The following is a 21,659-nucleotide window of genomic DNA, read 5'->3' on the forward strand; positions in this document are numbered from 1 at the left end:
ACCCGATTCGAGGAGACACCATGTCAACCACGGTGCAAACGGCAGAAGCCCCTTTGGTGATCAATGCCCGCGATGCGCGCGGCGTGGTCACGTTGACGCTCAACCGACCGCAGGCATTCAACGCCTTGTCAGATGCCTTGTTAGCGGCGCTACAGGTGGAGCTCGATGCGTTGCGCGGCGACCCGTCCGCGCGTGTGGTGATCGTGCAGGGCGCTGGTCGCGCCTTTTGCGCCGGGCACGATCTTAAGGAAATGCGTGCCGACCCTAGCCACGAAAAGTGCAATGAGTTGTTCGAGCGCTGCAGCAAAGTGATGCTGGGATTGCTGGCGTTGCCACAGCCAGTGATCGCCCGTGTGCACGGCATTGCCACCGCTGCGGGTTGTCAACTGGTGGCGCAGTGTGATTTGGCCGTGGCCACAAGCGACGCGCGCTTTGCAGTATCAGGCATCAATGTAGGCCTATTCTGCTCGACCCCTAGCGTGCCGCTGGCGCGTAATGTGCCACGCAAAGTGGCGATGGAAATGCTTTTGACGGGGGACTTTATCGACGCTGTGACCGCGCAGAAGTGGGGCTTGGTCAACCGCGTGGCGGCGCCCGATGCGTTGGATGGCGAGGTTGAGCGCCTCGTACAAAGCATCTTGGCCAAGCCCGCTGCAGCCATCGCAATGGGAAAGGCTCAGTTTTACCGCCAGATCGAAATGGGTATTGCCGCCGCCTATCAACTGGCTGGGCAGACCATGGCCTGTAATTTCATGACCGACGAGGCACTTGAAGGCGTGCAGGCGTTCATCGAAAAGCGGCCACCGGTTTGGCGCAGCGATTTCTGACCTGGACGCGTCCGAGCCTGCAAAGCCCTGGCGGACCCGAGCGCGTCGTCGTGCCTGATCGCAGGCTCTCGGATCCTCCCCGTCGCTGCTGAACGCGACCGTGCGTCACCGCCTGCTGCGCTTTGTGCAAGCCAGTCCTGTGCTCCGGCGTTCGGTCGGCGACCAAATCTGGTGGCGTGAAGGCAGCTGCTGGCGAACTTCGCCGAAGCGCCGATCGGCATCGGGGGAGGTTCCGGGCAAGCCCATGCGTGGGTTTTCATTAATCGCCGTGGGGGCACGCTGAGGCTGCGCCGTCGCGCGACCGAAGGCTGCAAACAAGGGCTGCGGCAAGCCCGTTGCGCCACGCACCCATCATCCACACATGGGTGCTGTGGACGGCGCGGTTGGCTGTGTCGATAGCATTCAGGTTTGAACCCCACCCGCCACGTGTATGGAATCCCCCCTACTTCACGCCGTGCTGCACCATCCCTGGGAGCAGTTGCGTTGGCAACTATTCGTTATCGCGGGGACCCTCATTCTGGCACTGCTGGCGGGCGTATGGCTGGAGCGCCCATCAAGGCAGGCCGATGGTTGGCGTGGCGCGATTCGGGCAGCGCTCGGGCGCGGCGTGGGCCTTCCGGCGGTAGCCGTGCTGCTGCTGCAGTTGGTGCGCCATGGCTCTCCCGTCTTGCTCAAGGCGCCATTGCTCAAATTGACGCTCCCCGTGCTCGCCGTGTGGCTGCTGGTACGCGTGGCCTCGCGCGTTGCCTATCGCATGTTCCCGGGCAACGAAGCGATGCGCCTGTTGGCACGCGGAATGAACTGGCTGGCCTGGATCGGTTTGCTGTTGTACCTGACTGGCGCCTTACCGGAAATCATCGAGGCCTTGGATGCATTCTCCGTGCACATCGGAAGCCAGCGACTTACAGGGTGGACGATGCTACGCGGTGCCGTCTCCATCACGATTACGCTCGTGCTGGCGTTGTGGTTATCGTCCCGATTGGAAGGGCGGTTGCTTGCTTCGCCGCTGGAGATCAATCTGCGATTGGTGCTGTCGCGTCTGATCCGCGCCGGCATCTTTTTGGTCGCGCTGCTGGTTGCGCTCCAGATGGTCGGCATCGACCTGACAGTGCTGGGTGTGTTTGGGGGTGCTCTGGGTGTGGGCCTCGGGCTGGGCTTGCAGCGCATCGCGGCAAATTATGTGTCGGGCTTTGTCATTTTGCTCGAGCGCAGCCTGCGCGTGGGTGATAACGTGCGGCTTGATACCTTTCAGGGCAAGATCCTGGACATCAAGACGCGTTATACGTTGGTGCGCAGCAGCGGTGGCACCGAATCCATCGTTCCCAACGAGATGCTGATCTCGAATCGCATCGAGAACCTGTCATACACGGATCCAAACGTGTGGTTGTCCACGACCGTATCAGTGGGGTATGGCAGTGACCTGGACGCCGTATTGACCCAGATTCGGGATACGGTGCTCACCGTGCCGCGTGTACTGCATGAGCCGGCGCCCAGCGCCGTCCTCAGCAATTTTGGTGCTGATGGCTTGGAGATCACGATTGGCTACTGGATCGCGGACCCTGAGAACGGCACGCTCAACATTCGCGGTGCGATCAACTTGGCGGTGTGGCATGCTTTGAAAGCCGCCAACGTAGAAATTCCCTTCCCGCAACGTGTCCTGCATTGGGGGCCTGAGCAAGGGCCGAACGGGGCCGGTGCCAAGGGAGGGCAGCCATTGCCGGAGACGTTGATTCCGGGCGGGGCGGAAATTTCGCATACCGAGGGGACTTGATTCAGCAAGGCATGTGTCGATACACTCTAAAAAAAGAACGACCGTTCGATTTGAGGTCATTTACGACATAATCCCTGGAGCGCCCATGTAACCAGGCGCGAACCCCCGCCCCGGTCCGCTGGGCGGGCACGCGCGGCGGACATGGGGCCCTGCCTATACTCGGACAAAGACGAGTCCATCAACAGGAGTTTTGGATGAAAGTGCTGGTCGCAGTCAAGCGCGTGGTTGACTACAACGTCAAGGTTCGGGTGAAGTCCGACGGGACGGGGATGGATATCGCCGGGGTCAAGATGAGCATGAATCCGTTTGACGAGATCGCCGTGGAAGAGGCGGTGCGTCTGAAGGAAAAGGGTCTGGCCACCGAAGTGGTTGCAGTGAGTTGTGGTGTGGCTGCGTGTGGCGAAACGCTGCGCACGGCGATGGCCATTGGAGCCGACCGCGGGTTGCTCGTGGAAACAGACGCGGAGTTGCAGCCGCTGGCGGTAGCCAAGTTGCTCAAGGCCATCGTGGAGCGTGAGCAGCCAGGGCTGGTCATCCTGGGCAAACAGGCCATCGACGACGACGCCAACCAGACGGGCCAGATGCTCGCTGCCCTCCTGGGATGGCCCCAAGCGACCTTTGCATCCAAGCTCGAGTTCGAAGGTGAAGGGGCCCGTGTGACCCGCGAGGTGGATGGGGGGCTGGAGACCATTGGGATCAATCTGCCGGCGGTGGTGACAACGGATTTGCGCTTGAACGAACCCCGTTATGTCACATTGCCGAACATCATGAAGGCTAAAAAGAAGTCGCTTGACACCCTCAAGCCCGGGGATCTCGGTGTGGATGTGGCTCCGCGGCTTCAGACGCTGAAGATTTCTGAACCACCCAGGCGAGGCGCTGGCGTGAAGGTGCCCGACGTCGCGACCCTGGTGTCGCGTTTGAAGACCGAAGCCAAGGTCATTTGAACCACATACCCGAAGGATCTGACATGACCGCGCTCGTCATTGCCGAACACGACAATCACGGCATCAAGCCGTCGACTTTGAATACCGTTGCAGCGGCAGTCGCCTGCAACAACGATGTGCACGTTCTCGTTGCAGGCCGCGACTGCGAAGCCGCTGTCCAGGCGGCTGCGCAGATTGTTGGCGTGGCCAAGGTGCTGCACGCCGACGCTCCCTATCTTGGCGACGCGCTGGCCGAGAATCTGATGGCGCAAGTCTTTGCCATTGCCCGTTCTTACACACACATCCTTGCGCCGGCCACTGCCTTTGGCAAGAACGTGATGCCGCGCGTGGCTGCTTTGCTGGACGTGATGCAGATTTCCGACGTGATCCACGTACTGGGCCCGGACACGTTCGACCGGCCGATCTATGCCGGTAACGCGATTGCCACCGTGCGCAGCATCGATCCCATCAAGGTCATCACCGTGCGCACAACGGGTTTCGACCCTGTCGCCGCAAGTGGCGGCAGCGCAACCGTGGAAGCCCTGGTTGCCGTGGCTGAGACGGGTTTGTCCCGTTTGGTCGGGCGCGAGAGCACCAAGAGCGAGCGCCCCGAGCTGACTGCAGCCAAAATCATCGTCTCTGGCGGGCGAGGGCTTGGCAGCAAGGAAAATTTCGAGGCGGTAATGACGCCGCTGGCCGATAAACTCGGCGCGGCAATGGGCGCAAGTCGCGCTGCGGTCGACGCCGGCTACGCACCGAATGACTGGCAGGTGGGCCAGACGGGCAAGATCGTTGCTCCCCAGCTCTACGTGGCGGTGGGCATCTCGGGCGCCATCCAGCACTTGGCTGGCATGAAGGACAGCAAAGTCATCGTGGCCATCAACAAGGACGAGGAAGCACCGATTTTTGGTGTCGCCGATTACGGCTTGGTCGCCGATCTGTTCACGGCCGTGCCGGAGATGGTCAAGCAACTTTGAGGGCGCGTCCCATCTCGCGCAAGCCCGTTCATACCATACAACAACGCCTTCCTAGCTGGCCGCTTCGGCGCGTCCGACGCCCCCATGGCACTTCTTATGCCATGTCGTGCCGGGTTGGGGATCAAGACAGGAGACACGCATGAGCTACATCGCCCCCGTCAAGGACATGATGTTTTGCCTAGAGCATTTGGCTGGACTGGACATGCTTGTCAAACTGCCCGGACACGAAGAGGCGACGCCCGATACAGCCCGAGCCGTACTGCAAGAATGCGCACGGTTCACTGAAGATGCGATTGCCCCTTTGAACTGGGCTGGCGATCAGAACCCGAGCAGTTGGAATGCGGGCCAAGTGACCACCACTCCAGGTTTCAAGCAAGCCTTCCGGCAATTCGTTGACGGTGGATGGCAGGGCTTACAGCACCCCGCCGATTTTGGTGGCCAAGGCTTGCCAAAGTGCATCGCCGCCGCCTGTACTGAAATGCTCAACAGCGCAAACCTGAGTTTCGCATTGTGTCCGCTACTGTCGGATGGCGCGATTGAGGCTTTGCTCACCGCTGGCAGTGAAGAGCAAAAGCATCGCTACATCCCGCAGCTGATTTCCGGGGAATGGACCGGAACCATGAATCTCACGGAGCCGCAGGCGGGGTCCGATCTGTCCTTGGTCCGAGCGCGCGCGGTGCCGCAAGATGGTGGAGGCTACCGGTTGTTCGGGCAAAAGATTTTCATTACTTATGGTGAGCACGACATGGCCGATAACATCGTCCATCTCGTGCTCGCTCGCCTGCCTGATGCGCCTGCTGGCGTAAAGGGCATCTCCTTGTTCATTGTGCCCAAGGTGCTTCCCGACGGACGTCGCAACGACGTGTGGTGCGCTTCAATCGAGCACAAGCTTGGGATTAAAGCCAGTCCCACTGCGGTGCTGGTGTATGGGGACGGCAAGGGGGAGGTCGGCGAGGGCGCCATCGGTGAAATCGTTGGCGAACCCAGCCGGGGCCTCGAGTACATGTTCATCATGATGAATGCTGCACGCTTCGCGGTCGGTACGCAGGGCATTGCTGTGGCTGAGCGCGCTTACCAAAAGGCGGCAAACTATGCACGGGACCGGGTACAGTCGCGCCCCGTGGATGGGAGCGCTCAAGAGTCAGTGGCTATCGTCCATCATCCGGACGTGCGTCGCATGCTCATGACCATGCGAGCACTCACCGAAGGCTCGCGGGCGCTGGCGCTCGTGGGTGCGAGCTTGCATGACGTCGGTCGTGCACATCCCGATGAAGTTCAGCGGGCGACGCACGAGGCGGCCTACGAATTTCTCGTCCCGATCATCAAGGGGTTTTCCACCGAGATGAGCATCGAGGTGGCCAGCCTCGGCGTACAGGTGCACGGCGGTATGGGTTTCATCGAGGAAACCGGTGCCGCGCAGTTCTACCGTGACGCACGCATCCTCACCATCTATGAAGGTACCACGGCCGTTCAGGCGAACGACTTGGTGGGGCGCAAGACGGTGCGTGACGGCGGGGCTCTGGCGCTGAGTTTCGCCCGCCGCGCCGCAGACGTGGAAAACAGACTGCTGGCCAGTGGTCACGCCCAAGCAATGGCCATGGCCAGCCAGATAGTGCAAGCGCGCGCGGCCTATGAGCAAGTCGTGGCGTTCATCGTTGCTAACGGCAAACCCCGACCGAATGCGGCCTACGCAGGTAGCGTGCCCTACCTGATGCTTTCGGGATACCTGTTGGCGGGCTGGCAGATGGGTGAGGCTTGGCTGGCCGCGGATGCGCTGACGCAGGCAGACGGGTCCTTCGCCCAGGCCAAGCGCGTAACGTGCGCCTTCTTTTGCGCCCACATGCTGCCACGTTGTGCCAGCCTGCGCGATTCGATTCTGCAAGGCGCCGATAGTGTCATGGCGCTACCGGTCGAGATGTTCTGATCGCCCGAACGCCACGTGTTCCAGTGTGAGGATGAAACTGCCGGAATGACGAGCGAGAGTACCGATGACGCCAGGCCGCTTGCATGTCGTTATGGACGCCTTTGATCGCGGTCGGTAGTCGTCATTTTCCGATTGTTTGCAGTGCCCCTAGTCGAAGCAGACCTTTTCTGATTTTGCCATCGCGGACTCTTTCCATGCCCCTGCCCAGTGCTCTGTCTCGTCTGCGCTTGCCCATCATTGGCTCGCCGCTGTTCATCATCTCGAACCCCAAGTTGGTGATCGCCCAGTGCACAGCGGGAATCGTCGGCAGCTTTCCGGCACTCAACGCGCGACCCGCGTCGCAACTTGATGAATGGTTGGCAGAGATCACGGACGCGCTGGCGAGATGGGACCAGGCTCATCCCAATCAACTAGCAGCGCCCTTCGCGGTCAATCAGATCGTGCACAAAAGCAACGATCGGTTAGAGCAGGACATGTTGATTTGCGCGAAGTACAAGGTGCCCATCGTGATCACCTCGCTCGGCGCCCGGCCCGAGGTTAATCAGGCGGTGCATGCGTGGGGTGGCATTGTTCTGCACGACATCATCAACGATCGGTTTGCGCATAAGGCGGTGGAGAAAGGTGCCGACGGCCTGATTGCCGTGGCGACTGGTGCCGGTGGACACGCTGGAACCCTATCCCCGTTCGCGCTTGTGCAGGAAATTCGCCAATGGTTCGAAGGGCCTCTTGTGCTCTCGGGTGCGATCGCCCGCGGTGATGCGGTGTTGGCGGCGCAGGCGATGGGGGCCGATCTGGCTTACATCGGTAGCGCCTTTATCGCGACCGAGGAGGCAAGAGCGGTCGATGCGTACAAGCAAATGATTGCCGCGAGCAGCGCTGAAGACATTGTTTATACCAACTTGTTCACTGGTGTACATGGCAACTACCTGCGTGGGTCCATCGTCGCCGCAGGCCTTGATCCGGAGCATCTGCCGCAAGGCGACCCCAGCAAGATGGACTTTGCCGCCGCCGTAAGCGGTGCCAAAGCCTGGAAGGATATATGGGGTTGCGGCCAGGGGATCGGCGCCGTTGACCAGGTGCTTCCGGCCGCCGGGTTGGTTGAGCGACTTGGTCGCGAGTACCAGGCAGCACGTCAGCGGCTATGCAGCGCCACGCAGTGGGCACCGGTCGACGTGTAAGTGGAGCACAATTGGCAACTGGGATTGCCGAATTGAGACACCGGGCCGCGGCGACGGATCGCAACCGATGCTGGCCGCACGTTTGAAGTCCGCATTCAGGATGGAGGAAGTTGCCATGCGCGCACGGCATCAGCCAGGGGCAATCGACACGGCGCGGGCCAGAAGTCCGCGTCCCGACGCCGTGCGGTTGGCGCATTGCAAGACGTTCGCAGAGTTTTATCCCCTTTACTTGGCCGAGCACAGCAATGCAACCTGCAGGCGCCTGCACTTTGCGGGGTCAACGTTGGCACTGCTCTGCCTGTTTTTCCTGGTGTTTACAGGCAATGTCTGGTTGTTGGCTATGGCGGCGTTTTGCGGCTATGCATTCGCTTGGGCGGGGCACTATTTCTTCGAACACAACCGTCCCGCCACCTTCACCAGACCCTTCTACAGCCTCATGGGTGATTGGATGATGTGGTGGCAATTGCTGAGCGGGCGTCTGGCGTGTTAGCCCCCAGCGGCGGCGTTCGACGCCTTGCTCAAGCTACGATGGAGAGCCTTGGCTCTTTTGCGCTTGACCGCGCTGCACAACCACACGAGCTATGACTACATCCCGAGACCCTGATTATTCGCTGATTTTCAATAACAACCAACGCTGGGTCGCACGCGTCAACGAGACGCGACCAGGTTTTTTTGAGGCCTTGGCACGGCAGCAGGCACCCAAATATTTCTGGATCGGTTGCGCGGACTCACGCGTGCCTGCCAACGAGGTCATCGATCTTGCGCCGGGTGAAGTGTTCGTGCACCGTAACGTGGCTAACGTCGTTCCGCATTCAGATCTCAATGCGTTATCCACGTTGCAGTTCGCGGTCGACGTGCTCGGAGTGCAGCACATTCTTGTGGTGGGACACTATGGATGTGGTGGAATCAAAGCCGTATTGGACAACGCCCGTGTAGGGCTTGCTGACAACTGGCTCGGTCACGTCGGCGACGTCATGGAACGCCATCTCATCGAGCTTGACGCCCTTCCGGGCATGCAGGCACGGCATGACCGATTGTGCGAACTCAACGCACTGGAGCAGGCAAACAATGTATGCCGCACGACTGTGCTCCAAGACGCGTGGGCGCGTGGCCAACGCGTGACGGTGCATGCTTGCGTCTACGGCCTGAAGGATGGCCTGCTGCGTGACCTCAATTTCAACGTGCAGGACTCAAAGTCCGTAGCGTCGCAATTCGTCGCCGCGTTGAACGCCTTGCGCGGCGGCTAAGCGTTGGGACGCAAGGCGTCCGCCGGCGGGTGCCAATGGATTATGCCGTTGCTACGGGCGTGATGCGCTCTTGTCCCTCGGGATCGTCGCCAGCAGGCATGAAAGCAGGAATCTGCGGCAGATAGCTGCGTGCCATCGCCTGACTTTCTGTCCGCAAAAAGTCCAAGAAAGTCTGCGCGACAACCGACAGTTGCTTTTCCGCAGGGTGCAACACATACCATTGGCGGCGGATCGGAAAGCCTTGCACATCGAGGACCGTGATCTCGTCGCTGTTCTTTTCAAGCGCCAGCGTATGGGCCGAAAGCACTGCGAGCCCCAACCCTCCAGCCACAGCCAACTTGATGGCTTCGTTGCTGCCCAGCTCCATACGCACCTTCAGGTCAAGTCCCATGTCCTTGAAATGATTTTCAGCAGCGAGGCGGGTACCCGAGCCGGGCTCGCGGATAAGGAAATATTCCTCGGCCAATCGTGGCAGGGCGATATGCCGTTGCCCAGCCAGCGGGTGGTCGTGCGGAGCCACCACCACCAAGGGGTTGTCAAGGAATGACTCGGCTTGAACATCCATGTGCTCGGGCGGCTGGCCCAGGACATAGAGGTCATCGGCGTTGTCTGCAAGTCGCTGCAGCACCTTGCCGCGGTTGGTGACTTCCAGCGCAACTTCGATGCCGGGGTAACGCTCGAAAAAGCGGCCAAGCAGCCGCGGAATGAAATATTGCGCAGTGGTGATGACAGACAGGCGGAGGCGCCCGGCCTTGGTTCCCTTCAAGTCCGACACCACCATCTCGAATCTTGCGAGCTGCTCGAAGATCACCCCGCATGTCTTGAGCAACTCCTGACCCGCCTGGGTGAGGTAAAGCTTCTTGCCAACCTGCTCCAAAAGAGGCAGGCCAACCATGTCACTGAGTTGCTTGAGCTGGATCGATACGGTGGGCTGGGTGAGGTGCAATTCCTCGGCTGCCCGCGTCACACTGCGCAGCCGTCCGATGGCTTCGAAGACCTTCAACTGGCGCAATGTCGCGTGGCGCATAGATCGATTTGCTGCAATGCAATATCAAACATAGATGGCAATCTATGATAGCAAGTCAAAAAAACAATTATTTTTTGTCTAGGAAGGAGACTACATTTCCTCTGCTCGTTCGGGCGCCACGCCATCTCAACACTGTCGGGACGGCCCTCGTTTCAATCATGCAAGGAGTTTTTAATGGCCACTAAAACCTACAACGCCGGTGTTAAAGAGTACCGGCAGACTTACTGGGAACCGAATTACACCCCGAAGGACACCGATATTCTGGCGTGCTTCAAGATCACCCCGCAGCCAGGTGTGGACCGCGAGGAGGTGGCCGCTGCGGTGGCTGCCGAGTCGTCAACCGGCACCTGGACTACGGTGTGGACGGATCTGTTGACGGATCTCGACTATTACAAGGGACGTGCCTATCGCATCGAGGACGTGCCCGGCGACGACACCTGCTTCTACGCCTTTGTGGCTTACCCGGTCGACTTGTTCGAAGAGGGCTCTGTGGTTAACGTGCTGACCTCTCTGGTTGGTAACGTGTTTGGCTTTAAGGCGCTGCGCGCCCTGCGCCTGGAAGACGTTCGTTTCCCCATCGCCTATGTGAAGACTTGTGGGGGCCCACCCAACGGTATCCAGGTTGAGCGCGACAAGATGAACAAGTATGGTCGTCCGCTTCTGGGCTGCACCATCAAGCCCAAGCTCGGCCTGTCTGCCAAGAACTATGGTCGCGCTGTGTATGAATGCCTGCGCGGCGGCTTGGACTTCACGAAGGATGACGAAAACGTCAACAGCCAGCCATTCATGCGATGGCGCGACCGCTTCGCATTCGTGCAAGAAGCGACGCTGAAAGCACAGCGTGAAACTGGCGAGCGTAAGGGTCACTACCTGAACGTGACGGCCCCCACCCCCGAGGAAATGTACAAGCGCGCGGAGTTTGCCAAGGAAATTGGCGCGCCCATCATCATGCACGATTACCTGACCGGCGGCCTTACGGCCAACACCGGGCTGGCCAACTGGTGCCGTGACAACGGCATGTTGCTGCATATTCACCGTGCGATGCACGCCGTGCTCGACCGCAATCCGCATCACGGCATTCACTTCCGCGTGCTGACCAAGGTGCTGCGTCTGTCGGGTGGAGACCACCTGCACTCGGGTACGGTCGTGGGCAAGCTCGAGGGCGACCGCGAAGCGACTCTTGGCTGGATCGACATCATGCGCGACGAGTTCATCAAGGAAGACCGCAGTCGCGGCATCTTCTTCGACCAGGACTGGGGCTCCATGCCGGGCGTGATGCCGGTGGCTTCCGGCGGCATTCACGTCTGGCACATGCCGGCGCTGGTCACGATCTTCGGTGACGACTCCGTGCTGCAGTTTGGCGGGGGTACGCTGGGCCATCCCTGGGGTAACGCTGCTGGAGCCGCGGCCAATCGCGTCGCGCTGGAAGCGTGCGTGGAAGCGCGCAACCAGGGCCGTGCCGTAGAGAAAGAGGGCAAGGACATCCTGACCGCGGCAGCGGCCCATAGCCCCGAACTCAAGATCGCCATGGAAACATGGAAGGAGATCAAGTTCGAATTCGACACTGTGGACAAACTGGACGTCGCCCACAAGTAAGAGCACACGTTGCGCGGACGTGTGCGCCGCGATGCGAGGCCATTCGGGCTCTCGCCTCCGGGTGTACGTTTCGCGAGCGGGAAACCATTGAGGAACAAACATGAGTGAAATGCAAGACTACAAGTCGCGCCTGAGCGACCCCGCAAGCCGCAAGTTCGAGACCTTCTCCTATCTTCCGGCGATGAAGGCAGAGGACATCAAGAAACAGGTCGAATACTTGGTGAAGAAGGGCTGGAATCCGGCAATTGAGCATATCGAGCCCGAGCACATGATGGATTCGTACTGGTATATGTGGAAGCTGCCGATGTTCGGTGAGACGGACGTGGACAAGGTCCTGGCGGAGGCCGAGGCCTGTCACAAGGCCAATCCCAACAACCACGTGCGCCTCATCGGCTACAACAACTTCAACCAATCGCAAGGTGCCTCGATGGTGATCTTCCGCGGCAAGACCGTGTAAGAACCGCGACGGGTGACCAGTCGAGCCCCCGTCGCCTGCGCAGGGCGCGGGGGCCTTTGTTTGTCGGCGAATGGCGCGCAGTCCATGGCCCGAGGCCAGACGGTTTCGATGATGCGCGCCATTCGCGGATGAATCACGTTTTGTATCGAGGAGCCAATATGAGTGACGTCATCGACCAATATCGCATCAGCAAGGAACCCTATTACCGCACGGTTTCCGATGAGGTGGAGCTATTCGAAGCTGCATATTCCGTGCGCATGCCCATGATGCTTAAGGGGCCTACCGGATGCGGGAAAACCCGTTTCGTTGAGCACATGGCCTACAAGTTGGGGAAACCGCTCATCACCGTGGCTTGCAACGAAGACATGACGGCGTCGGACCTGGTTGGGCGCTTCCTGCTTGATGCGCAGGGCACGCGCTGGCAGGACGGCCCGTTGGCCATTGCTGCGCGGCATGGCGCGATCTGCTATCTCGATGAGGTGGTCGAGGCGCGCCAGGACACAACCGTGGTCATCCACCCCCTGACCGACAATCGCCGCGTGCTTCCGCTGGAGAAGAAGGGAGAGCTGGTGCACGCGCATCCGGATTTCCAGATCGTCATCTCCTACAACCCTGGCTACCAGAGTCTGATGAAAGACCTGAAACAGTCCACGAAACAGCGGTTCGGCGGGCTGGACTTCACCTACCCGGAGCACGCCATCGAGACCGAGATCGTGGCGCATGAGACCGGTGTTGCTGCCGACGTGGCCGGCAAGCTCGTGTCCATCGCCGAACGCTCGCGCAACCTCAAAGGTCACGGATTGGACGAAGGCCTGTCCACCCGCATGCTGATCTATGCCGGCAGCCTGATCGCCAAGGGTGTCGACGCCAGGTCGGCCTGCCGTGTCGCACTTGTGCGGCCTATCACCGACGACCCCGACATGCGCGACGCCCTGGACGCCGCGGTGAGCACGTTCTTCTGATGACGGTTTGCCCAAGCGCGGAGGCATGAGCCATGGCGATCAATCTTGACGATTACGCTGAATACATCGAGGACCTCTCGGAGCATAGCCGTGGCGCGCTCAAGTCGGCTTGGCAAGATGCTGTGAAGGTCCTAAGCCCGCGGGGGCTGGACAACTACATCAAAGGCGCTGGTGCGCTAAGGCGCCTGGGCAAGGGTGACTCCTTGGTGGAGACTTGGATCGAACACGCGCCGCTCGTGGCCAAGGAGGTGAGCGAAGATGTCGTGGGCGAACTCGCAACGGCTGCGCTCACGCTGGCATCGAAGACTTCTGGCGTGGTGATTGAACTGCTGCTGGCCACGGCTCCCACCGCCGCCAAGCGCTTGGGCGATGCGCAACTGTTCGTGAACTACCTCCACTTCATCAACAGCCTCATCGCTCAAGCACCGCGCGGTGTGCGTCCGATGCTGGAAAAGCTTGATGTGCTGTTGCAGCAACTCACTCTTGGCGGCCTGCGTCGTTGGGCGCTGTGGGGCGCGCACGCTCACCGAACCGACTACGAAGCGCAAATTCTGTATTTCGCGCTGGAGTCCAAGGAATCGCTGGCCATGCTGCAGAAGGAGCGCAAGGGGACGCTCCTCGTGGACGTGCAGCGACGCATCAACATGTATCTTCGTGCACTATGGGGGCGTGACTTCTTCATGCGCCCAACCTCGGGGGACTTCGAGACGCGGGAGGGCTACAAGCCCTTCATCGAGGACTATCTGCTTCACCTGCCCGACGCCTTTGACGATCTAGACGGCGTGCCGGGCCTGGAACTCTATCGTGCCGCTGCAGCGCACTGCGCCGCGCATGTGGTGGAGACACGCACACCCATCTCTGCCGAGGCGCTGAATCCGCTTCAGATGGCGGTCATTTCCGTCATCGAGGACGCCCGGGTCGAAACGCTGTCCATACGCCGCTTTCCCGGGTTGAAAATGCTTTGGTCCAAGCTCCACACGGCAACCCCCGCGATGAACGCCAGCGTGGGCGATTATCTCAACCGGCTCGCGCGCGCTTTGCTCGATGATGCCTATGCGGACACCGATCCATGGATCGCAGAGGGACGGGCACTGTTTGCCCGGTCGCTGGATGCGCTATGCGACAACCAGATCTCCTGGGATATTGGTGTGACGCTCGCGCATAAGCTGCTGGACAAACGGCTTCCGTTCAATGCGCGCAGCGACGTGCTCACGGCGCCTTATCGCGATGACAATCGGTATTTTTGGGAATTCGAGGAGTTCGACTTCGACAAGGCGGCCAACGCTGGTTATGAGACCATCAAGCAGGTGCGCAAGCACGTAAGCGTGATGGAAATGGCCAACGAGATCGACGTCGAGAACGCTGGTGATGATGCGGAGGAGATCTGGGTCCTCGATACGGAGATGTTTCCGTACGAGGACATGGGCCGAAGCTTCAACGACATGTGGGGCAAGGAGCCCCAATCCGAGCCCTTCCATTATGCTGAATGGGACTATCAGATCCAGCTTGAGCGCCCGGCTTGGGCGACGGTGCTCGAGCGCCGCGGCAGGACAGGTGAGTTGGCAATCATCGACGCGATCGCCGCGCAGTACAAGCGCGAGATCCATCGCATGAAGTTTCTGCTCGACGCCATGCAGCCGCAAGGCGTGCAGCGCATCCGCAAGCTGGAGGATGGCGACGAGATCGATATCAACGCGGCGGTCACCGGCTTCATCGACATGCGCATGGGCCATCAGCCCGATCCCCGCATCATGATGCGCAGCGTGCGTAAGACCCGGGACTTCTCCATTCTGGTTCTGCTCGACCTGTCAGAATCCACCAACGAAAAGGTGGCGGGGCAGGACTATACAGTGCTCGATCTCACGCGCCAGGCCTGCGTGCTTCTGGCGGATGCAATCAGCAAGGTTGGCGATCCCTTCGCGATTCACGGATTCTGCTCGGACGGACGGCACGAGGTGCAGTACCTGCGCTTCAAGGACTTCGACCAGGAGTGGAGTGGGGAACCCAAGGCTCGTCTGGCCGGTATGACCGGCCAACTTTCCACACGCATGGGCGCCGCCATACGGCATGCCGGACACCACCTCAAGCTGCAGCGATCAGCGAAGAAGCTGTTGATCGTCATCACCGATGGAGAACCTGCAGACATCGACGTGCGCGATCCGCAATACCTGCGATTTGACACGAAGAAGGCGGTGGAGGACGTGGCCAAACATGGCGTTGTCACCTACTGCATGAGTCTGGACCCGCGGGCGGACCAATATGTATCGCGCATCTTTGGCCAGAAAAACTTTATGGTTGTCGACCATGTGCAGCGTCTTCCGGAAAAGCTGCCGCTCCTGTATGCGGGGCTGACGCGCTGATCCCTCAAAGGGCGGGTCACCTGTGGGACACTTGGATTGGCAGATCACCGTAGGCGCGGCGGATCCAGTGCGAAGCAGGCCTGTGCGGTGATGCTCGTCGAGCACCGAGCGCCGAGCAAGAGACCGTAGCATTGACGGTGGTTCACGCCAGGCACGCTCAGGCGTATCCTTCGCGGGGGGGAGGCATGTCCCCCTAGCACATCGCTTCCGCAGCCCATCACTTCGTGAAGAAACAAGCCGCATCCATGGATAAATACGTTGGCCTCGACAAGGATAAGCACGGTATCACGCAACTGGGCCGCGTCGTGCTCGACGCCCGGCTCTTCGGCTTCATCCCTGATACCGAAGATTGTGGCGGCTGGGACATCGGCCGCATGCAGACACTCATGGATCGGGTCGACAAGCAATGGGATCAGTACGGGAATCTCCCCAGCCGACTGCCTCCGGAGCTGGCAGAGCGCCATACGCGCATCTATGCCAAGGCCATTGCCGGCGCAAAGGAGCGTGGATGGAATGCCGAGCTTGGAGATGACGAGTGAGCGCTGCGCCGCCCAACCATTGCAGCAGCACCAAAGTTGGTGCCGGGTGGTCCACCACTAGGCTGTTGGCATCGACCCTTCAACTCTCTTGATTCGGGCCCGGCTGGGCATGCTCGCGGCGCTTGGCGTTGAGGTGCAATACCTTGGCTGGGCCGTCGATGCGATGCTTGGCGGACAGCGCCTGGAGGGCTAGCTGAAATTCGCGAGGAAGGCGGCGCATGGCCTGCGCCGCGGTGTCCTCGTAGCTCACGGATTCAAAGGCGACAGGCTGGTCCAGCGCTGTTCTCGCTTGGGTCTGGAATGAGGTCCAGGCGAGCATCACCCAGCATTTGTGCGCACTGTCGAGGAACACAAACTCCTCGGCGTCGAGGATGGCCAGCACTTGCATCGATCGAATCGGGACGAAGGCTACGCCGTTGGGGCTTCGCGCCTGAAGCGCGCGGCCAAGGTTATAGGTCGCGGCCGGCATGGTGCGGTATTCGCGGGCGATGGGCGGGGCGCGGTAGACGGTGATGTCCATGGATGCTCCAGATCGGGTTCTAAAGCTTGCACTAGTTTTTTGAGCTGGGAAACGGCGTCGTGGAGACACGGTCGGTCGCGCTGTGGATCCGCTCAGGCCTCCATTTTGAGCAATCCGTCCAGGGAAAGTGCGCGCTCTTCGTCGCTGATGATGTGCCCCAGAAGTGGTGATACGGCGGCGGCGGCTTCATGGTCCAGCAGTAGCACGTCCACCAGTGCGGCAATAGGCGTCTGTGCCGGATCCACCAGAAGCGCCCAGCGCATCGCCTTGTGTCGCTCAGTGGGTGCCACACGGCCGATCCAGCCCATCGCCTCCAGCGCATTAAGTTTCGTCTGCAGATGCAGGGGGTCGCAGCGCAAGGCACGCGCAAGTTGCAGCGTTTCTTGTCCGCTATCGGGAGCCTTACGTGCCAGCGCGAGAAGGCGCAGCAGCTTGAGTGCAAGCAAGAAATCGCCTCCGGCGGCATTCTGGACAGGTAGGGCGCGCACCCTTAGCAAAGGCAGCAATGCAGCCAGCATGGCACCCAGCAGCACCACAATCCAGCTCCAATAGATCCAAAGGAGAAAAATCGGTAAGGTGGCGAACGTCCCATAGACAGCCGTGAAGGTGGGGACGCTGGCCACGTACCAGGCGAACGCGCGTCCGGCAAGGTCGAAGCCCACCGCAGCAAAAAGACCACCGGTCAAGGCATCACGCCATTTCACGTCCGTATTCGGTACATAGCGGTACAAAGCCCCGAGCGCCGAGCCCATGAAAAGCCACGACAGCACGGTGAGCAGGACGCCCGTGCCGCCCGGAATTTGGTGCAGCCAGCCACGGTGCGCAGCCATCAGGGCGGCGGACCCTGCCAGCCCTGCACCGAGCACCAGCGGGCCCAGCGTGATGCCCGCCCAGTACAACAGCACGCGTTGCGCGAGCGGGCGCGGGCGTGCCGTGCGCCAAATGGCGTTGAGTGCCTTATCGACCGTGAGCATCATCGAGGTTGCGAGAAAGACGAGACCAGCGACACCAACCGCACCCAGGCTTTTGGCCTTGGCAGCGAACTGATTGAGGTAGCCAAACACCGTCTCGGCGATGTCTTCCGGGAGCAGGGCATGGGCAAATTGCGTCTGTAGATGATCCTGCATGGTGTGGAAAGCCGGAAACGCCGTGAAAAGCGACAGACCGACGGCCAGTAGAGGCACCATGGAGATCAGCGTGGTAAACGTGAGGCTGCCTGCAGTTTGCGCCAGCCGTTCCTGCCCAAAGCGACGGATCAGGAGGCCAAGGGTTTGCGGGATATCAGGTGGACGGTAGCGCGGGCGCATAGGATTGCAACATGGATGAAATACTGGTTCTCTATTACAGCGTACATGGAGGCACCCGCGCTCTGGCGGAAGCCATTGCCCAGGGTGTGGCTGAAGTTCCCGGCATGCTGCCACGTGTGCGCACCGTGCCACGTGTGGCGGCAGTTGTGCAGCGGATTGAGCCGCCTGTTCCGGCCAATGGCCCGCCCTATGTGGAGCAGGCGGATCTGGAGGAGTGCGTTGGACTGGCGCTCGGGTCGCCCACGCGCTTCGGCAACATGGCCGCACCCATGAAATATTTCTGGGACCAGACGTCTGGACTATGGCTCTCCGGTGCGCTGGCAGGCAAGCCAGCGGCGGTGTTTACATCCACCGGAAGCCTGCACGGCGGGCAGGAAAGCACATTGTTGTCCATGATGCTGCCATTGCTTCACCACGGCATGTTTATCGTGGGGGTGCCTTATGTTGAGGCGGAGTTGATGACGACCGCAAGTGGCGGGACGCCTTACGGCGCCAGCCACCACGCGGGCCATGACTCCAGCCGAGCGGCTACAGGTGAAGAACTCAGGCTTGCACTTGCGCTGGGTCGGCGCCTGGCGGCAGCGGCGCAAAAGCTTGTCGCGTAAAGGCATCGAGATGCGCCCACAAACACTCCAGAGCGACAGGCCAACGCAAAGCCCGGGAGCAGTTACCCCCGCGTGGCGGCTTGCCAACCTTCTCATTTGGGCGGCTCTCGTCGCGCTGTGTCTTGGCTGGGAGCTTGTGTGGGCACCCCTGCGCCCCGGGGGTTCGTGGTTGGCGCTGAAGGTTTTGCCCCTGCTGGCTGCTGCGCCTGGCATGTGGCGCGGCAGGCTGTACACCTACCAGTGGATGAGCATGCTGGTTTGGTTTTACCTGGCAGAGGGCGTCGTTCGCGGGCTTACGGACCCGCTGGCGGCATCTCGCGCCCTCGCCTGGGGAGAATGCGCACTTGCGTTGATGGCATTTGGGCTGATGGCAGTCACCTTGCGAGCCCATGCTCGCGCGCCGACGCCGCGCCGGGATGAAACATCATGAACCTTGCTGATCGCCGCCTCTTTCTTGATGCGCTGCGGGCCTTGCTCGGCACGAGCCATGTGCTGGATGCCGCACAGGAGATCGCCCCATACGCTCGCGACTGGCGAGGGCGCTACCACGGTCAACCGCTGGCAGTCGCCTTGCCAGGAGACACGGCTGAAGTGGCGGAGATTGTGCAGCTCTGTGCCACGCACGGCGTACCCATCGTGCCACAGGGGGGCAATACAGGTCTCGTCGGCGGCGCGACGCCTGACGCCACCGGCACCCAGCTTCTGCTTGGGCTCAAGCGCTTGCGTCGCATCCGTGCGCTCTCCGTGGCTGATGGCGTGCTGGTGGCCGAAGCTGGCTGCGTTCTGCAATCCGTGCAAGAGGCAGCAGAGCAAGCCGACATGCTGTTTCCGTTGAGCCTGGCGGCCGAGGGCAGTGCCACAATTGGTGGCGTGCTGTCCACGAACGCGGGCGGCACTGCCGTTCTGCGTTACGGCACAGCGCGCGCGCTGTGCCTGGGCTTGGAAGTGGTGACAGCGCAGGGCCAGGTGTGGGACGGGCTCTCCAGCTTGCGTAAAGACAACACAGGCTACGATTTGCGCGATCTGCTCATCGGTGCCGAAGGCACGCTTGGCATCATCACGGCGGCCAGCCTGCAACTGTTCGCGCAGCCGGCGGCACAGCTCACCGCGCTGAGCCTTGTGGCAAGCGTACGCGATGCAGTCGACCTCCTTCAGCAGGCACGCGCAAGCCTCGGTGCGGGTCTCACTGGATTTGAGCTGATGAGTGCGCACAGTCTGCAACTTGTTCAGCGCCATTTCCCGCAGCTGCGCCTTCCAGTCGAACTTGCGGCACCATGGTGTGTATTGCTCGAAATCTCTGACAGCGAAGGCGGGGTGCACGCCCAGGCACGACTCGAATCTCTGCTCGGTGAGGCAATCGCGCGCGGTCAGGTGGTGGACGCCGCCGTGGCTCAGACGCTGGCGCAGGCGCAGGCGATGTGGGCGCTGCGTGAGCATATTCCGCTGGCACAGGCAGCTGAAGGGCTGAACATCAAGCATGACATCGCAGTGCCAATTTCGCGGATGGCCGCCTTCGTCGAAAGCACGGCTGAACTTGTGACCCAGGCCTTGCCGGGGCGCGGCTGATCATCTTCGGTCATCTGGGTGATGGCAATTTGCACTACAACGTGCAGGCGCCGCTCGATGTCGACGCCGCGAAATTCCTCGACCGGCACCAAGAAGCCTGCAACACGATCGTGCATGACGCCGCCATCGCCTGCGGCGGCAGCTTTTCAGCCGAGCATGGGGTGGGACAACTCAAGACGCCTGAACTCGCGCGCTACAAGAGCCCGGTGGCTCTTGGCATGATGCGTGCCATCAAAGTTGCGTTGGACCCCCAGGGGATCATGAACCCCGGCAAAGTGATCGCATCATGAGCCCTGCATGCCGAGATCAATAATGGTCCCGCCGGAGCACGCGCCCGAACCCACTCGGCCAGAACCCCAGGTGGGCTCGGCCACGCGTCAGAACGTACCTTCGCCACCGACCTCGGCGAGCGCTCCGACGCGTCGCAAGGCCCCCTGGCTGCTGATCGTGCGAGCGCGCTTGGCCGCGGCCTGGCGCTTGGGTGTCAAGTTATGGGGCGAACACGGTCCCCAGGCCTTGGCTGCGCTCCTGGCAACTGCCTGTGGTGTCTTGCAGGTGAGTCCGCAGTTCGCGCCGCTGTTGACCGCGCTGCAGCACTTGCTGCAGCGCGGTCCAGGCTCCGTCACGCATCTGGCGGATCTGGCTGCCTTGCCGCGCGTTCTCGTCGGAATCGGGCTGGTTCTGATGGCTGTCGGCTTGCTGCTTCGTGCACGCGTGGCCTGGGTCATTGGGCTCCTGCTGGGATTGTTATCCGCGGGGCTGGCATTGTGGATCGCGCGCCAGCCCAATGCAATTTTTGCCAGCGCTGCGCTTCTCATCGCAGTATTGCTGGTCTACAGCCGGCACTTCAACCGCAGCAGCTTGGCAGCCAGTTCCCTCTTTGCCTTGCTGGGTATCGGAAGCTTGTTGATCTATGGCGTGCTTGGAAGCCTGTGGTTTGGCGCAGGCTATGCGCCGCCCATTCAGGATCTGCCCACGGCCTTCTATTACACGATCGAGACCATGTCGACGCTCGGCTATGGGGATATCGTGCCACGCACGGTTGAGGCGCGGATGTTTACCGTGTCCATGGTCGTGCTGGGGATCACCGTCTTTGCGACGACGTTGTCAGTCGTCATTGGGCCGCTAGTTGGCGGGAGCATCAAGCGAGCATTGGAGGGGCGCATGCAAAAGCAGCAACGGCGAAACCACTACGTCATTCTGGGCGTTTCCAGCTTGGCGTACACCATGTGGAAGGAACTCCATGCGCGCAACGTGCCCGTGACGGTGATCATCGGATTGGGTCAACATTCACCGTACCCGGAAGATGCCGATGTGATCACGGGCGATGCGACGCGCAACGAAGTTCTGCAGGAGGCCGGTGTCCCACAGGCCAAAGCTGTTCTGACCCTGCGCGACGATGATGCCGAGAACGCCTTCGCCGTACTGGCCGTAAAAGAACTGGCGCCTGGCGTGAAGACCATTGCGGGGGTGAATGATGCGCGCCATTTGGCCAAGATCCGCCGGGTCCAGCCCGATCTGCTCTTTGCTCCCCAGGTGCTGGGAAGCGATCTTCTGGTGCGTACCCTGTTCGGTGAGCCCATTGATAACGATACGGTAAGCAAGCTTTTGTTCGCACAGAATTGACGAAAGCCCGTTGCGGCGTTCGATTCGCGAACCCGCGAAAGGGCCGCACGCAGCGCGTAAGGGGCGGCCATAAGCCTTGGATTGACGCGCTCACGGCGGGGCGGACGGGCGGCTCCTCCACGTCATTGTTCGACTGCAGCAAAGTAGCGCCGTGCGCAGAATTGGCGCTTCCCCCTGCGCCGCCTTCGGCGGTGCGTGGCTGTTGTCAGCGGTTTTTGCGCAAGACGGTTTTTGAATGCCGAATTGC

Annotated in this window: 19 protein-coding genes and 1 pseudogene; 17 read left to right on the top strand and 3 right to left on the bottom strand. The window is 60.9% G+C overall.

All coding sequences use genetic code 11. The features are described 5' to 3' along the window. Positions 1-20 precede the first annotated feature (20 nt). The 8 genes from CD04_RS0101360 to can all read left to right on the top strand — a co-directional run bounded on the left by CD04_RS0101360 (position 21) and on the right by can (position 8,847). Positions 21-827: an enoyl-CoA hydratase gene (locus CD04_RS0101360; RefSeq protein ID WP_031404031.1), complete on the top strand. Its 807-nt coding sequence runs from the start codon at positions 21-23 to the stop codon at positions 825-827. A 430-nt stretch (positions 828-1,257) separates the two neighbouring features. Next, positions 1,258-2,598 carry a mechanosensitive ion channel family protein gene (locus tag CD04_RS0101365; protein WP_081857743.1) on the top strand — a complete coding sequence of 447 codons (1,341 nt, stop codon included), beginning with the start codon at positions 1,258-1,260 and terminating at the stop codon, positions 2,596-2,598. Positions 2,599-2,792: 194 nt separating this feature from the next. Further along, entirely contained in the window at positions 2,793-3,542 is a 750-nt protein-coding gene (locus CD04_RS0101370; protein WP_031404033.1) for an electron transfer flavoprotein subunit beta/FixA family protein, read from the top strand. A gap of 23 nt (positions 3,543-3,565) precedes the next feature. Next, the gene (locus tag CD04_RS0101375) at positions 3,566-4,498 is read left to right on the top strand and encodes an electron transfer flavoprotein subunit alpha/FixB family protein (protein ID WP_031404034.1); all 933 of its coding nucleotides are present in this window, start codon (positions 3,566-3,568) and stop codon (positions 4,496-4,498) included. Positions 4,499-4,637: 139 nt separating this feature from the next. Next, on the top strand, positions 4,638-6,422 hold the full coding sequence (locus tag CD04_RS0101380) for an acyl-CoA dehydrogenase (protein WP_031404035.1): 1,785 nt from the start codon (positions 4,638-4,640) through the stop codon (positions 6,420-6,422). A gap of 194 nt (positions 6,423-6,616) precedes the next feature. Next, entirely contained in the window at positions 6,617-7,600 is a 984-nt protein-coding gene (locus CD04_RS0101385; RefSeq protein ID WP_031404036.1) for a nitronate monooxygenase family protein, read from the top strand. Between the two features lie 115 nt (positions 7,601-7,715). Next, positions 7,716-8,090 (top strand): DUF962 domain-containing protein, encoded by a 375-nt coding sequence (locus CD04_RS0101390; RefSeq protein WP_051849190.1) that lies wholly within the window; start codon positions 7,716-7,718, stop codon positions 8,088-8,090. Between the two features lie 91 nt (positions 8,091-8,181). Then, complete coding sequence (gene can / locus CD04_RS0101395; protein ID WP_031404038.1) at positions 8,182-8,847, top strand: carbonate dehydratase; 666 nt, start codon at positions 8,182-8,184, stop codon at positions 8,845-8,847. A gap of 40 nt (positions 8,848-8,887) precedes the next feature. Here the strand turns inward: can and CD04_RS0101400 are convergent, their stop codons facing one another. Further along, positions 8,888-9,874 (bottom strand): LysR family transcriptional regulator, encoded by a 987-nt coding sequence (locus CD04_RS0101400; RefSeq protein WP_038167395.1) that lies wholly within the window; start codon positions 9,872-9,874, stop codon positions 8,888-8,890. A 174-nt stretch (positions 9,875-10,048) separates the two neighbouring features. Between CD04_RS0101400 and CD04_RS0101405 the strand changes: the two genes are divergently transcribed. From CD04_RS0101405 to CD04_RS0101425, 5 genes are all read left to right on the top strand, one after another. Beyond that, complete coding sequence (locus CD04_RS0101405) at positions 10,049-11,470, top strand: form I ribulose bisphosphate carboxylase large subunit (RefSeq protein WP_031404040.1); 1,422 nt, start codon at positions 10,049-10,051, stop codon at positions 11,468-11,470. A gap of 100 nt (positions 11,471-11,570) precedes the next feature. Next, positions 11,571-11,927, top strand: coding sequence for a ribulose bisphosphate carboxylase small subunit (locus CD04_RS0101410; RefSeq protein WP_031404041.1), 357 nt, complete (start codon positions 11,571-11,573; stop codon positions 11,925-11,927). 158 nt (positions 11,928-12,085) lie between these two features. Further along, positions 12,086-12,889 carry a CbbQ/NirQ/NorQ/GpvN family protein gene (locus CD04_RS0101415; protein ID WP_031404042.1) on the top strand — a complete coding sequence of 268 codons (804 nt, stop codon included), beginning with the start codon at positions 12,086-12,088 and terminating at the stop codon, positions 12,887-12,889. Positions 12,890-12,921: 32 nt separating this feature from the next. After that, entirely contained in the window at positions 12,922-15,249 is a 2,328-nt protein-coding gene (locus CD04_RS0101420; RefSeq protein ID WP_031404043.1) for a nitric oxide reductase activation protein NorD, read from the top strand. Positions 15,250-15,494: 245 nt separating this feature from the next. After that, a complete protein-coding gene (locus CD04_RS0101425) occupies positions 15,495-15,788 on the top strand; it encodes a hypothetical protein (protein ID WP_031404044.1) in 294 nt (97 codons plus the stop codon). Positions 15,789-15,867: 79 nt separating this feature from the next. Here CD04_RS0101425 and CD04_RS0101430 read toward each other — a convergent pair whose 3' ends face one another. Beyond that, positions 15,868-16,308 carry a hypothetical protein gene (locus CD04_RS0101430; RefSeq protein WP_038167398.1) on the bottom strand — a complete coding sequence of 147 codons (441 nt, stop codon included), beginning with the start codon at positions 16,306-16,308 and terminating at the stop codon, positions 15,868-15,870. Positions 16,309-16,400: 92 nt separating this feature from the next. Continuing rightward, positions 16,401-17,615 (bottom strand): YihY family inner membrane protein, encoded by a 1,215-nt coding sequence (locus CD04_RS0101435; RefSeq protein WP_038167400.1) that lies wholly within the window; start codon positions 17,613-17,615, stop codon positions 16,401-16,403. Positions 17,616-17,626: 11 nt separating this feature from the next. On the opposite strand from CD04_RS0101435, the gene wrbA reads away from it, so the two are divergent. From wrbA to kch, 4 genes and pseudogenes are all read left to right on the top strand, one after another. Then, positions 17,627-18,220: an NAD(P)H:quinone oxidoreductase gene (gene wrbA, locus CD04_RS0101440; RefSeq protein ID WP_031404047.1), complete on the top strand. Its 594-nt coding sequence runs from the start codon at positions 17,627-17,629 to the stop codon at positions 18,218-18,220. Continuing rightward, a complete protein-coding gene (locus CD04_RS0101445; protein WP_231480420.1) occupies positions 18,210-18,650 on the top strand; it encodes a DUF2069 domain-containing protein in 441 nt (146 codons plus the stop codon). Before wrbA ends, CD04_RS0101445 begins: the two co-directional genes overlap by 11 nt. After that, a pseudogene (locus CD04_RS21240) lies at positions 18,647-20,076 on the top strand (FAD-binding oxidoreductase). Before CD04_RS0101445 ends, CD04_RS21240 begins: the two are co-directional and overlap by 4 nt. A 7-nt stretch (positions 20,077-20,083) precedes the next feature. After that, on the top strand, positions 20,084-21,412 hold the full coding sequence (gene kch / locus CD04_RS0101455; protein ID WP_231480421.1) for a voltage-gated potassium channel protein: 1,329 nt from the start codon (positions 20,084-20,086) through the stop codon (positions 21,410-21,412). Positions 21,413-21,659: the final 247 nt, after the last annotated feature.

Source organism: Thiomonas sp. FB-Cd, assembly GCF_000733775.1.
GTDB lineage: Bacteria > Pseudomonadota > Gammaproteobacteria > Burkholderiales > Burkholderiaceae_C > Thiomonas_A.

Bases quoted from the DNA above. Each gene is read 5' to 3' on its own strand.
- CD04_RS0101420 (WP_031404043.1), top strand. From the start codon at position 12,922: ATGGCGATCAATCTTGACGATTACGCTGAATACATCGAGGACCTCTCG.
- can (WP_031404038.1), top strand. From the start codon at position 8,182: ATGACTACATCCCGAGACCCTGATTATTCGCTGATTTTCAATAACAAC.
- kch (WP_231480421.1), top strand. From the start codon at position 20,084: ATGCCGAGATCAATAATGGTCCCGCCGGAGCACGCGCCCGAACCCACT.
- CD04_RS0101415 (WP_031404042.1), top strand. From the start codon at position 12,086: ATGAGTGACGTCATCGACCAATATCGCATCAGCAAGGAACCCTATTAC.
- CD04_RS0101410 (WP_031404041.1), top strand. From the start codon at position 11,571: ATGAGTGAAATGCAAGACTACAAGTCGCGCCTGAGCGACCCCGCAAGC.
- wrbA (WP_031404047.1), top strand. From the start codon at position 17,627: ATGGATGAAATACTGGTTCTCTATTACAGCGTACATGGAGGCACCCGC.
- CD04_RS0101385 (WP_031404036.1), top strand. From the start codon at position 6,617: ATGCCCCTGCCCAGTGCTCTGTCTCGTCTGCGCTTGCCCATCATTGGC.
- CD04_RS0101370 (WP_031404033.1), top strand. From the start codon at position 2,793: ATGAAAGTGCTGGTCGCAGTCAAGCGCGTGGTTGACTACAACGTCAAG.
- CD04_RS0101400 (WP_038167395.1), bottom strand. From the start codon at position 9,874: ATGCGCCACGCGACATTGCGCCAGTTGAAGGTCTTCGAAGCCATCGGA.
- CD04_RS0101390 (WP_051849190.1), top strand. From the start codon at position 7,716: ATGCGCGCACGGCATCAGCCAGGGGCAATCGACACGGCGCGGGCCAGA.
- CD04_RS0101365 (WP_081857743.1), top strand. From the start codon at position 1,258: ATGGAATCCCCCCTACTTCACGCCGTGCTGCACCATCCCTGGGAGCAG.
- CD04_RS0101430 (WP_038167398.1), bottom strand. From the start codon at position 16,308: ATGGACATCACCGTCTACCGCGCCCCGCCCATCGCCCGCGAATACCGC.
- CD04_RS0101435 (WP_038167400.1), bottom strand. From the start codon at position 17,615: ATGCGCCCGCGCTACCGTCCACCTGATATCCCGCAAACCCTTGGCCTC.
- CD04_RS0101405 (WP_031404040.1), top strand. From the start codon at position 10,049: ATGGCCACTAAAACCTACAACGCCGGTGTTAAAGAGTACCGGCAGACT.
- CD04_RS0101375 (WP_031404034.1), top strand. From the start codon at position 3,566: ATGACCGCGCTCGTCATTGCCGAACACGACAATCACGGCATCAAGCCG.
- CD04_RS0101360 (WP_031404031.1), top strand. From the start codon at position 21: ATGTCAACCACGGTGCAAACGGCAGAAGCCCCTTTGGTGATCAATGCC.
- CD04_RS0101380 (WP_031404035.1), top strand. From the start codon at position 4,638: ATGAGCTACATCGCCCCCGTCAAGGACATGATGTTTTGCCTAGAGCAT.
- CD04_RS0101425 (WP_031404044.1), top strand. From the start codon at position 15,495: ATGGATAAATACGTTGGCCTCGACAAGGATAAGCACGGTATCACGCAA.